This window comes from Sinomicrobium endophyticum, assembly GCF_052983315.1.
In genome coordinates, this window is record NZ_JBRKIS010000022.1 from 61,688 (window position 1) to 73,802 (window position 12,115).

9 protein-coding genes are annotated in these 12,115 nt (G+C 44.6%); all 9 read right to left on the minus strand.

Annotation, left to right across the window (positions count from 1 at the left end; all coding sequences use genetic code 11):
* Positions 1 to 27 precede the first annotated feature (27 nt).
* The 9 genes from ftsZ to ACVBDU_RS07420 all read right to left on the minus strand — a co-directional run bounded on the left by ftsZ (position 28) and on the right by ACVBDU_RS07420 (position 12,113).
* Entirely contained in the window at positions 28 to 2,001 is a 1,974-nt protein-coding gene (ftsZ, locus tag ACVBDU_RS07380) for a cell division protein FtsZ (protein ID WP_447179122.1), read from the minus strand.
* Positions 2,002 to 2,051: 50 nt separating this feature from the next.
* Positions 2,052 to 3,389, minus strand: a complete 1,338-nt coding sequence (ftsA, locus tag ACVBDU_RS07385) for a cell division protein FtsA (RefSeq protein WP_447179123.1) — start codon at positions 3,387 to 3,389, stop codon at positions 2,052 to 2,054.
* A 3-nt stretch (positions 3,390 to 3,392) separates the two neighbouring features.
* Positions 3,393 to 4,109, minus strand: coding sequence for a cell division protein FtsQ/DivIB (locus tag ACVBDU_RS07390; RefSeq protein WP_447179124.1), 717 nt, complete (start codon positions 4,107 to 4,109; stop codon positions 3,393 to 3,395).
* An 82-nt stretch (positions 4,110 to 4,191) separates the two neighbouring features.
* On the minus strand, positions 4,192 to 5,550 hold the full coding sequence (gene murC, locus ACVBDU_RS07395; RefSeq protein ID WP_447179125.1) for a UDP-N-acetylmuramate--L-alanine ligase: 1,359 nt from the start codon (positions 5,548 to 5,550) through the stop codon (positions 4,192 to 4,194).
* Positions 5,551 to 5,603: 53 nt separating this feature from the next.
* Positions 5,604 to 6,701, minus strand: a complete 1,098-nt coding sequence (gene murG, locus ACVBDU_RS07400) for an undecaprenyldiphospho-muramoylpentapeptide beta-N-acetylglucosaminyltransferase (protein ID WP_447179126.1) — start codon at positions 6,699 to 6,701, stop codon at positions 5,604 to 5,606.
* Positions 6,688 to 7,896 (minus strand): FtsW/RodA/SpoVE family cell cycle protein, encoded by a 1,209-nt coding sequence (locus ACVBDU_RS07405; protein WP_447179127.1) that lies wholly within the window; start codon positions 7,894 to 7,896, stop codon positions 6,688 to 6,690. The genes murG and ACVBDU_RS07405 overlap by 14 nt, the downstream gene beginning before the upstream one ends.
* A gap of 98 nt (positions 7,897 to 7,994) precedes the next feature.
* Positions 7,995 to 9,359 (minus strand): UDP-N-acetylmuramoyl-L-alanine--D-glutamate ligase, encoded by a 1,365-nt coding sequence (gene murD, locus ACVBDU_RS07410; RefSeq protein WP_447179128.1) that lies wholly within the window; start codon positions 9,357 to 9,359, stop codon positions 7,995 to 7,997.
* A gap of 5 nt (positions 9,360 to 9,364) precedes the next feature.
* Positions 9,365 to 10,588, minus strand: coding sequence for a phospho-N-acetylmuramoyl-pentapeptide-transferase (gene mraY / locus ACVBDU_RS07415; RefSeq protein ID WP_447179129.1), 1,224 nt, complete (start codon positions 10,586 to 10,588; stop codon positions 9,365 to 9,367).
* Between the two features lie 61 nt (positions 10,589 to 10,649).
* Entirely contained in the window at positions 10,650 to 12,113 is a 1,464-nt protein-coding gene (locus tag ACVBDU_RS07420; RefSeq protein WP_447179130.1) for a UDP-N-acetylmuramoyl-L-alanyl-D-glutamate--2,6-diaminopimelate ligase, read from the minus strand.
* Positions 12,114 to 12,115 lie beyond the last annotated feature (2 nt).

Consider the following 12,115-nt stretch of genomic DNA (forward strand, 5'->3'; position numbering starts at 1 on the left):
AAAGGTGTCCCGGGAACAACATTTTCTTTAATCCACATTGTCATGCAGGAAAGAATTGTTAGATCGTAACTGTACATCATCATTACTGTCCTTTCCTACGGAAATCCTGGACGTACCGTCTTCGGATGTCCTTTCGTGCAATTCCACGCCCATTCTTTTATAAGCCGGCTGCTTTTCGATCTCATCGATTTTGGTGGCATTGTTATTGAACTTGTAATTAAACTCCTTGAGTTTTTTTCTTCGTTCTTCTGCTCTTAGTTTCAGGCTATCTTCGATAGAGGTATTAAAAGGATCTACTTCCCTGTTTTGGGTTTGTTGTTCCGGTTCATTTACCACTTTCTTTTCGATAGCGAGCTCCTTATCTATGATTTCAGACTTCTTTTGCACAGGTTTGGCACTGGAAAGCCGGCTTTCCATTTCCATATAATCATCCAGGCTGTACCGTCTTACCCCTTCTTCGGATACTTCGGTCACAGGAACGACTTCCACATGGTCTTTTACATCAAAATTCCTTGTGTCCCGGTCCATATCAAAAGTAAACACATTGGTTTTCTCCTCGCGGTTTTCCGGTTGTCCGGTCTTTTTTGCTTCCGGGTTCTCCTGTTTATTGCTTAAAGGCATATCAAAAGAAAGCATTGTCTGTTGCTGCTTTTGCTGCTCTTTCATCCTAACCTCTTCGGCTTCTACCTCTATATTCCGGATATTTTCGGTCGTATCTATAATAACAAAGTCTTCTTCCTTCGCATAAACTTCATCATATATGACGTTTATGTTCCGGATAAGGTCTGTCGTAGAGACCAGGTCCGGTCCTTTTTTTAAATCCTCGGGCGCATCATCCGTAAGTGTGTGTTTTACGGTTGGTTCCTTTTCTTCCCTCGGAGCAGATTTGGCCTGCTGTCCGGGAAAATTCATCGTGGAAAAAGTTTTATTGGGAGTGAGCTCCTGTGTTGCTTTTTGTTCGTCTTCCAGTGTGTGAATTATCTTTTTAGCCTCGGTATTTACGATCTCGTGTTGTTGCTCTATATCAAAACCTGTAGCAATTACCGTAACCGAAATAGCGTCTCCCAAAGTATCGTCTTCTCCCACACCCATAATGATGTTGGCTCCGTGACCGGCTTCATTCTGAATATGATCGTTGATCTCTCCTATTTCGTCTATAGTGATCTCCTCTCCGCCCGAAACGATAAGTAGCAGTACGTTTTTGGCTCCGGTGATCTTGTTGTCGTTGAGCAACGGGGAATCTAATGCCTTGATAATGGCATCCTGTGCCCTGTTGCCTCCGGATGCGGATGCAGAACCCATAATGGCGGTACCACTGTTGGACAGAACGGTCTTGGCATCCCTGAGGTCAATGTTTTGTGTATAGTGATGGGTAATAACCTCCGCTATCCCCCTGGATGCTGTTGCCAATACTTCATCGGCCTTGGAAAAACCTGCTTTAAAACCAAGGTTGCCGTATACTTCCCGAAGTTTATTGTTATTGATCACTACAAGTGAATCTACATGTGCACGCAGGTTCTCCACTCCTCTCCGGGCCTGTTCGTTACGTGTTTTACCTTCAAACTGAAAAGGTATGGTTACTATACCTACAGTAAGGATATCCAGTTCCTTGGCCATTTTGGCTATAATAGGAGCCGCCCCGGTGCCGGTACCACCACCCATACCGGCAGTTATAAAAAGCATTTTGGTATTGCTGTCAAGCATGCTTTTTATTTCTTCGAAACTCTCTATGGCCGATTTTTCTCCCACATCGGGATTGGCCCCTGCTCCCAGCCCTTCGGTGAGAGAAACCCCGAGTTGTATCTTATTTGGCACAGGACTGTTGTCCAAAGCCTGCGAATCCGTGTTACACACTACAAAATCGACGCCTTTAATACCCAGTTGAAACATGTGGTTTATGGCATTGCTGCCACCACCGCCAACACCGATAACCTTGATTACATTACTCTGGTTTTTAGGCATGTCGAATGAGATGTTTCCAAAATCTGTGTTGCTACTCATAATTCTTGTTTACAGGTTTTAAAATATTTTCCTTTAGCCAATACTGCTTTTTACTCTGCATTGTCTAAAAAATCTTTCACTCTATCAGACCATTTTTCCAGGAAAGACTTCCGATCTTTCCTTGGTTGTGATATAGTTTCGGGCTCATCATTGGTTGGTTGCTGGGATTGTTGTTGATCGGTTTCAATACCTTTTTCTACAATTTTTTCTTCTATAAAATTTCTTTCCTGCCGGTCGAGGGCATTCATTACAAGGCCCACGGCCGTGGCATATACGGGACTGGCAACTTCGGGATCGGAATCTCCGGCCAGGTGTTCGTTGGGGTACCCAATCCTGGTGTCCATTCCCGTAATGTATTCCACCAGTTGTTTCAAGTGCTTCAACTGGCTTCCTCCACCAGTCAGTACAATACCGGCAATGAGTTTTTTCTTTTGGTCCTCATGCCCGTAATTCTTTATTTCCATATACACCTGCTCTATAATCTCCACTGCCCTGGCATGTATGATCTTAGAGAGGTTTTTCAGGGTTATTTCTTTTGGTTCCCTTCCCCTTAAACCGGGAATGGAAACAATTTCGTTGTCTTTATTTTCTCCGGGCCATGCAGACCCGAATTTGATTTTAAGGAGTTCTGCCTGTTTTTCTATGATAGAACAGCCTTCCTTGATATCTTCGGTTATTACATTACCTCCGAAAGGTATCACCGCAGTGTGGCGGATAATACCGTCTTTAAAAATTGCCAGGTCGGTTGTTCCGCCTCCTATATCGATAAGTGCCACACCGGCTTCTTTTTCTTCCCGGCTTAATACGGCATTTGCCGAGGCCAGGGGCTCCAGCGTTATACCGGACAATTCCAGCCCGGAACTCTTGACACAACGGCCTATATTGCGAATGGAAGATACCTGTCCTACCACCACATGGAAATTGGCCTCGAGCCTGCCCCCGTACATTCCCACAGGCTCTTTTATCTCGGATTGCCCGTCCAGTTTATATTCCTGCGGCAATACGTGTATGATCTCCTCACCGGGAAGCATCACCAGCTTATACACCTGGTTACACAGCCTGTCCACATCCATTTCGTCAATAACCTCATCCGAATTCGGACGTGTAATATAATCACTGTGCTGCAGGCTTCGTATGTGCTGTCCGGCAATCCCCACCACCACTTCGGTTATCCGTTTCCCGGAATTGTTTTCCGCCTCCTGCACCGCCTGTTGGATAGACTGAATGGTTTGGGTAATATTATTTACCACCCCTCTATGGACACCAAGACTTTTCGCTTTCCCTATGCCCAATATCTCTATCTTGCCGTATTCGTTTTTGCGGCCGATCATTACCACGATTTTCGTGGTTCCTATATCCAATCCTATTGCGTATTTCTCCTGTTCCATATCTTACTTTTTGGTGCACACCACCTGGTCATTGAATCGCAGATCCACTTTTTTGTACGCTCCGAGAGAGTTGTCCTTTAAAGCTTTTTGATAGAATGCCTTAAAATTAACGACCTTCTGTTCCAGGTTGTCCGTATTTCCCAGAGCAATGGTAAAGTCGTCCGTTCGCAGCTTCAGTTCGTATCCCGGTCCCGTTCTGTGTATTCCTACAATATTCCTGTTTAAAAACCTGTCTTCATTTATATACTTCACCAGCATATAGACATCTTCCAGATCATTCTCGTTCATTTGCCCCGTAACCAATGGTACACGTGCCGTATGCACAGGAGAAAGAGGCATCCGCTTTCCATTCCTGTCTATATAAAACGAAGCCTGTCCTTCTACACGGGCTATAGGTTCTCTTTGTTTTATCTTTGCACCAAGTTGCCCGTTTACAGTAAGATAGACCTGGGCATCCTGTATCATTTCGTTAGAGTTCAGAATATCCTCCAACTTATTCAAAACTAATTTTTCTTTAGGTATGTTCGGGACAGAGTCCGCATTTTGTATTAACAATTTATTAACCATAGGATAGGTAACAAACAAGTTGTCTCCGTCCAGAAATTCCACATTAACACTATTTACCGTTTTCTTACTATGTCTTTGATTTGCAAAAGAATACAGAAATACCAGCACTATAAGTACGAAAAAAAACTTTATTATGTATACTACTTTTCGCATGTTACGGATATTTACGCCTCTGCTTTTTATCGGTTACTATTTTATTTTTAATTCTTTTACGGGCCGGTTTTGCAAAAACCGCTTATTTCTTCTCTTTTTCTGACAGCACTTCTCTTATCTTATCCACTTCCCGGCCTATATCTCCTGCGCCTAGCGTCAGCACTACCTGTGCATCTGTCTTTTTCAACAGGGATAACAATTCTTGTTTGCTTACCAGCCATTTATTTTCGTTATCTATTTCATGGAGCAGGCGATCGGAAGTAATACCTTCTATCGGCTCTTCCCTCGCGGGGTATATATCCAGCAGGGCCACTTCGTCAAAACCGGAAAGGCTTCTGCCGAATTCTTCCATAAAATCCCTGGTACGGCTATACAGGTGAGGCTGAAAAACAGCCAGGACCTTTTTACCGGGGTACATCTCCCTTACGGCCTGGTATACGGCTTCGATCTCTGCGGGGTGATGGGCATAGTCGTCAACATAGATTACGGAATCGGTTTTCAGCTGATAGGAAAACCGCCTCTTTACTCCTTTAAAGCTAATCAACGCATCTGCCGCTTCCCCTGCGGGTGTTCCTCCTTCCACCGCCATGGCAAACGCCGCCAGAGCATTCAATAAATTGTGTTTTCCCGGCTTACCGAATTTCACCATGGTTACCAGTTCCTGCGGCGTACGAATATCAAAAACATATCCTCCGTCCCGGATTTCCAGGTTTTCTACCGCATAATCTGCTTCGGCTTCTATTCCGTACGTAATACCCTGAAGCGGTAGTCCATACCGAACAATAAGTTTACCTCCCGGTTTTATTTTCCCGGCAAAAGCGTTAAAGGTACGCTCCATTTCCTCCTTGTCCCCGTAAATATCCAGGTGATCTGCATCTATAGAGGTGATACAGGCGATATCCGGTGCAAGATGCAAAAAAGAACGATCGAACTCATCTGCTTCGGTCACGGTTATTTTATCCCCTTCGAGCAGAAAATTGCTGTTCAGATTTTCGGAAATTCCTCCGAGAAATGCAGTAATAGGCGTTCCCGTTTCCTGCAACACCTGGGTCAATATCGCGGAAGTAGTTGTTTTACCATGTGTTCCGGCTACCGCATAACAGAAAGAACCTGCCGTGATATACCCCAACACCTGGGCACGCTTGCTTACTTCAAAACCTCTTTCGGTAAAATATCTGAGTAGGGCACTGTCCTTCGGAATGGCCGGCGTATACACCACCAGGGTATCTACCGTATTCCGGAACTCCTCCGGAACCTCTTCTGCATCGTCCTTAAAGGTCACTGCCATACCGGCATCTTCCAGTTCGGTGGTTATATCGGTGGAGACACGGTCATAGCCGCCCACGTTCTTCCCGATAAATTTGAAATAACGGGCCAGAGCGGACATTCCTATACCTCCTATACCTATGAAATAGACGTTATGTATGGTCTTCAGATTCATTTACGGTTTCTACTGTTTCTTTCTATTTATTCTGACCGGAATTTTCCCGGTCATCATTTCTTTCCTAACATGCATTTTTCTATCTCGTCCGCTATATCCCCTGTGGCATCCGGCAAAGCGAGCTGACGAATATTATCTCCGAGCTCTTTTTGCTTTTCTTCCGAAGCGATAAGAGCGGTAAATTCTTTCTCAAAAACCGCATCCAGGTCTTTTTCACGGATAAGGATGGCAGCATTTTTTTCTGCTATAGCCATAGCGTTCTTTGCCTGATGGTCTTCCGCAACATGCGGTGAAGGAATAAATATCACCGGTTTCCCGACTATACTAAGTTCGGAAACCGAACCGGCACCAGCCCTGGAAATAACCATGTCAGCCGCAGCATAAGCCAGGGCCATCTCGTTTATAAACGCATGCACCCGGACGGTATTATCCGCGTATTTTTTAAATTCTTCATAATACAATTTCCCGCATTGCCACAATACCTGAACATCTTTTTCACGGAAAAGGGCTAATTGCTCCTTCACCAGTTCGTTTATAGCCCTGGCTCCCAGACTGCCTCCCAGCACCAGCAGCACTTTTTTACCCGGCTGCAATTGAAAAAACGCCTGCGCTTCCGCTCTTTTTGCGCTGACATCCAGTAGATCCTGCCGTACGGGATTTCCCGTTTTTATAATCTTCTCCGCAGGGAAAAACCTTTCAAGCCCGTCATAAGCCACACATATTTTTCGTGCTTTACCAGCCAGTAAACGATTGGTAATCCCCGGATAGGAATTCTGCTCCTGCAACACACAGGGTATGCCTTTCTTCGAAGCTACCCGTAAAAGCGGACCACTGGCGAAACCCCCGGTACCAATAACTACATCCGGTTTAAATTTGTTCACTATTTTGGTAGCTTTCCACAAACTGCTTATCAATTTAAACGGGAACAGCAGGTTTTTAAGCGTCAGCTTCCGCTGTATCCCGGATATCCACAATCCTTCTATTTCGTATCCGGCCTGGGGTACTTTTTCCATTTCCATCCGGTCGCTGGCTCCTACAAAAAGGAACCCTGCATCCGGGTAACGTGCCTTCAGCTCGTTGGCAATAGCAATTGCCGGGTAAATATGCCCTCCGGTACCTCCTCCTGATATGATAAACTTATAATTGCTCACTTAAAATCTCCAATGGGTTTTGTTCTTCCTCTTCTACCTTCACTTCCGCCTGCTCCACAACTTCCTGGCGCTTGGCGCTGACACTCAAAATAATACCTAATGCCATACAGGACATCCATATGGAAGTACCCCCCGTACTGATAAGCGGCAGGTTTTGCCCGGTCACCGGAAACAATTCCACAGCAACCGCCATATTGATCAATGCCTGAAAAACGATGGGCAGCCCCACACCGACCACCACGAGCTTTCCGAATACGGAATCGGCCTTATAAGCCACTATGACTATACGGAACAGCAATAACATATACAGAAACAACAATAACAATCCCCCTGCCAGGCCGTATTCTTCCACTATAATGGCATAGATAAAATCGGAGGAACTCTGCGGCAGGAAATTTTTCATAACACTCTTACCTGCACCAACACCTAAAACTCCACCGGTTGCTATGGCAATCTTTGCCTTCTCTATCTGGTAATCGGCTTCGGTATCTTCTCCGTTGGTAAAATTTTCTATACGATTCACCCAGGTATCTATCCTGTTGGGCAACAGGTCGGGGAATGCTTTATTGACCAAAACAAAAATCAACAGACAAAAGACACCTACACCTACTATTGCTCCTATGTACTTCATAGGATACCCTCCCAAAAAACACAGTACCAACACCATAAAAAACAGGATAGCAGTCGTAGAGAAGTTTGCAGGCAGTATCAATGCCATCACCAGGAAAACCGGCACCCAAAGCGGCAACAGGCTTTCGTTAAAAGTCACTTCCTGATCTTTGATCCTGGACAGGTACCTGGCCACATATATCAGTAATACCACCGTGGCCAGCGTAGAGGTCTGAAAACTAACTCCTACGAATGGTATGCGAACCCATCTGCTGGCATTGGCACCATCTATGGTATTACCTTGTGCCAGGGTATACACCAGCAGTAAAAATACTACAGGCATTGCTATAATGGACAGGCCTTTGAAATACCTGTACGGTATGCGGTGCATACCGAAAATAATACCGAACCCCAACAACAACAACAGGCCGTGTTTCAGCAAATGCCCTACAGTAGTCCCTTTCCCCACCACATACACCAGGTTGGAACTGGCACTGTATACCGGCAAAAAGGAAAGTACCGCCAGCAAAGCCACAACAGCCCATATGGTTTTATCTCCTTTTATATTTTTAAATATACTATGCATTCTTTCCGGTTTGTCGTCGTTTATCAATTCTTCCGGATATATTGCAACCCGAATCAACGTTTACATATTAGCATCCGGTCAAGGGACCGGTATTTTTTTTACAATTGTTTTATCGCCTCCTTGAACCGGTTCCCCCTGTCTTCGTAACTCTGAAACAGGTCAAAACTGGCACATGCAGGAGAAAGCAATACGTTATCCCCTTTCTCAGCGATCTTATATGCGATCTTCACCGCTTCTTCCATAGACTGGGTTTCCACCATCAGGTCTACCACTTTACCGAAAGTTTCGATGATCTTGGTGTTGTCTATTCCGAGACAGATGATCGCTTTTACCTTTTCGCGCACCAAAGGCATGAGTACGGTATAATCATTTCCCTTATCTTCTCCCCCGACGATCCAGACCGTAGGAGCAGACATACTGTCCAGGGCATACATAGCAGCATTTACATTAGTCGCTTTGGAGTCATTTATGTACTGTACATTCTGGATTTTCAGTACTTTTTCCAGCCGGTGTTCCACCCCCTGAAAATTTTCCATGCTCTCCCTTATGGTCTTTTTTCTTACTTTCACCAGGTGGGCTACCAGAGAAGCCGCCATGGTATTCTTTATGTTGTGCTTCCCTTCTAATGCTAATGTGTCTGTTGACATAGTTATCTGATCGTTATCTATAGTTAGTATTATTTTATTTTCCTTTACATAAGCGCCGTTACTTATCTCCTTTTCCAGGGAAAAGGGCAATAGCCGGGACTTTACGGGGTGCTTTTTCAGCCAGTCGGTTATCTCTTCGTCATCGGCATCGTAAATGAGGTAATCTTCCTCTGTCTGATTCCTTGTTATCCGGAACTTCGATGCTATATAGTTCTCGAATTTATACTCATACCTGTCCAGGTGGTCGGGGGTGATGTTGGTGATCACTGCTATATGCGGCCGGAAGTGTTCTGTTCCGTCCAGCTGAAAACTACTGATCTCCAGGACAAAATGTGCTTTATCATCTTCGGCCACCATCTGCGCAAAGCTATCTCCTATGTTCCCGGCCATACCTACGTTGAGGCCTTCGCTTTTCAGCAGGTGATAGGTAAGCATGGTTGTCGTGGTCTTACCATTACTCCCGGTAATCCCGATCAACTGTCCGTTGGTATAGCCCGCAGCGAATTCTATTTCGGATATCACCGGAATTCCCCTGCCGGCCAGCTCCCGGATGAGTGGCACTTTATCCGGTATCCCCGGACTCTTCATCACCAGGTCGGCACCGTATATTCTTTCCTCGGTATGCCCACCTTCTTCCCATTCTATTTCATGTTGTTTAAGAACGTCTTTATACTTCTCTTTTATAGTTCCCTTATCGGAAACAAAAACCTCAAAACCTTCTTTTTTTCCAAGTATGGCAGTACCTACACCACTTTCTCCTCCGCCCAGTATTACCAATCCGGTTTTTTTTCGGCCTTTACTTCGCTTTTCGATCATTTCGCCTATCTTACTTTCAGGGTTACGATAGAAATAACAGCAAGCATAATACCTATGATCCAGAACCGGGTTACGATCTTGCTTTCGTGATACCCTTTTTTCTGGTAGTGGTGATGCAGGGGCGACATTAAAAATATACGCCGACCTTCTCCATATTTTTTCCTGGTGTATTTAAAATAACCTACCTGCAATACAACAGACAGGTTTTCCGCCAGAAAAATGCCGCACAGCACAGGAATGAGTAATTCTTTCCTTACAGCCACAGCTATTACGGCGATGATCCCCCCTATGGTAAGGCTTCCGGTATCTCCCATAAAAACCTGGGCAGGGTATGTATTATACCAAAGAAAACCTACCAGCGCTCCTGCAAAAGCAGCGATATATACAGACAGTTCACCCACGCGGGGTATATACATGATATTCAGGTAATCGGAAAAGATAATGTTACCGGAAACCCAGGCAAATAACCCCAGAACAATAACAATTATGGCCGATGAGCCTGCCGCAAGCCCGTCTATACCATCGGTGAGGTTCGCCCCGTTGGAAACCGCCGTAACAATGAATATGACGATAGGGATAAATACCAGCCATGCGTAATCTTTATAGTTTTCCCCGGTCCACGCTATGATCCTGGAATAATCCAGTTCATTATTTTTGACAAAGGGGATGGTTGTTTTTGTGGATTTCTCCCCTTCATTTCCCACGGTACCCGCAGTAGTTACTATTTCCGTATTATCCGCTTTGGGATCTTGTTTGATAGTAACTTCCGGGTGAAAATAGAAGGTGGCACCTACAATAATACCGAGCCCTACCTGACCGAGGATCTTAAATCTGCCTTTTAACCCTTCTTTGTCTTTTTTAAATATCTTGATATAATCGTCCACAAAACCGATTGCTCCCATCCATACGGTAGTTACGAGCAATACGATGATATAAATATTATTCAGCTTGGCAAACAACAATACAGGCACAAGGGTAGACAGGATAATGATAATTCCTCCCATGGTTGGCGTACCGGCCTTTTCGGTCTGTCCCTTTAACCCGAGATCCCTCACCGTTTCTCCTACCTGTTGCCTGCGAAGAAAATTGATGATATGTTTCCCGAAAATGGTAGATATAAGCAGGGAGCATATGATAGCCATTGCCGCACGGAACGAAAGGAACTGAAAAAGTCCCGATCCGGGGATCTGGTAGTGTTTACTCAGGTATTCGAATAAATGATAAAGCATTTAAGCTATTTGTTTTTTACTGTTTTTGCTTTTGTTTACTATCTCAACCGGGTGAGAAGGACTACTTCTGTAACTCCTTCATCATTTCCCCCGCTATTTTGAAATCGTCAAAATCTTTCCGCACACCGTTTATTTCCTGGTAGGTTTCATGCCCCTTACCGGCAATAAGAATGATATCGTTATTTTCCGCCATCTGGCATGCTGCTTTTATGGCCTGTTTTCTATCTGTAATAGAGAGTGTTTTTTTAAAATTCAGAGGCTCCACTCCTTTTTCCATATCTCTTATTATAGCTTCGGGATCTTCTGTCCGGGGGTTATCGGATGTAAAAATCACCCTGGTACTCAACTCTGACGCTATTGCCGCCATCACAGGTCTTTTGCTTTTGTCCCTGTCTCCGCCACACCCCACTACGGTTATCAGTTCTTCGTTTCCCGTACGGATGCTGTTTATCGTTTCCAGCACGTTCTTAAGAGAATCGGGAGTGTGTGAGTAATCGACAATAGTGGTTATTTTTCTCCCGGATATAAAATACTGAAACCTCCCTTTTACACTATCGAGTTCACTCAGCAGCCGGAGTATCTCTATTTCTTCCAATCCCAGTAATTCGGCCGTGGCATAAATAGCCAGCATATTGTACGCATTGAACTTCCCTATGAGTTTCACCCAAACTTCATTCTCCCTTATTTTCAACAAAAGTCCCCCAAACTGGTTTTCCAGTATTTTTGCCCGGTAATCCGCATAAGATTTCAGGGCATAGGTATATTTTTTAGCTGCGGTATTCTGTATCATCACAATACCGTTCTTATCATCTACATTAGTCAGTGCAAAAGCGCTTTTTGGCAGATGATCAAAAAAGGATTTTTTTACATCCCTGTACTCGGCGAAAGTGTTGTGATAATCCAGGTGATCGTGCGTAAGATTGGTAAATACCCCTCCGGTAAATTGCAATCCTTCCGTTCTTTTCTGGGCTATACCATGTGAACTCACCTCCATAAAACAATACTCCACACCTTCCCGGGTCATAAGGTCCAGGTAATGATTAATAGTAACCGGATCGGGCGTAGTGTGTGTTGCCTTGTACTCTTTATCGTCCACAAGTATTTTTACCGTAGAAAGCAAGCCAACTTTGTATCCCGCCCTGCGGAACAATTGATACAAAAGTGTTGCAATGGTAGTCTTACCGTTTGTACCGGTTATCCCTACCATTTTGAGATTTGCCGAAGGATTCCTGTAATAGTTGGAAGCCATGATAGCCAGGGCAGAATGTGTATCCGCCACCTGCACGTAAGTAACTCCGTTAACGATATTCTTCGGTATTTCTTCGCAAACTACAGCTACGGCGCCATTTTTAACAGCTCCCTCTACATAAGCATGCCCATCCGATTCCGCACCTCTTATGGCGACAAAAACATCGTTAAGAGATACTTTTCTCGAATCGAAACACAACGCGTTTACCGCAACCGAAGTATTTCCGGTAACGGCATCTATAGGCACTTTATACAATATGTCCTTTAGTACGTTCATCT

Excerpts from the sequence above, each read along its gene's own strand:
- ACVBDU_RS07405 (WP_447179127.1), bottom strand. The coding sequence starts at position 7,896 with ATGCATAGTATATTTAAAAATATAAAAGGAGATAAAACCATATGGGCT.
- murC (WP_447179125.1), bottom strand. The coding sequence starts at position 5,550 with ATGAATCTGAAGACCATACATAACGTCTATTTCATAGGTATAGGAGGT.
- ACVBDU_RS07390 (WP_447179124.1), bottom strand. The coding sequence starts at position 4,109 with ATGCGAAAAGTAGTATACATAATAAAGTTTTTTTTCGTACTTATAGTG.
- ftsZ (WP_447179122.1), bottom strand. The coding sequence starts at position 2,001 with ATGAGTAGCAACACAGATTTTGGAAACATCTCATTCGACATGCCTAAA.
- ftsA (WP_447179123.1), bottom strand. The coding sequence starts at position 3,389 with ATGGAACAGGAGAAATACGCAATAGGATTGGATATAGGAACCACGAAA.
- ACVBDU_RS07420 (WP_447179130.1), bottom strand. The coding sequence starts at position 12,113 with ATGAACGTACTAAAGGACATATTGTATAAAGTGCCTATAGATGCCGTT.
- murD (WP_447179128.1), bottom strand. The coding sequence starts at position 9,359 with ATGATCGAAAAGCGAAGTAAAGGCCGAAAAAAAACCGGATTGGTAATA.
- mraY (WP_447179129.1), bottom strand. The coding sequence starts at position 10,588 with ATGCTTTATCATTTATTCGAATACCTGAGTAAACACTACCAGATCCCC.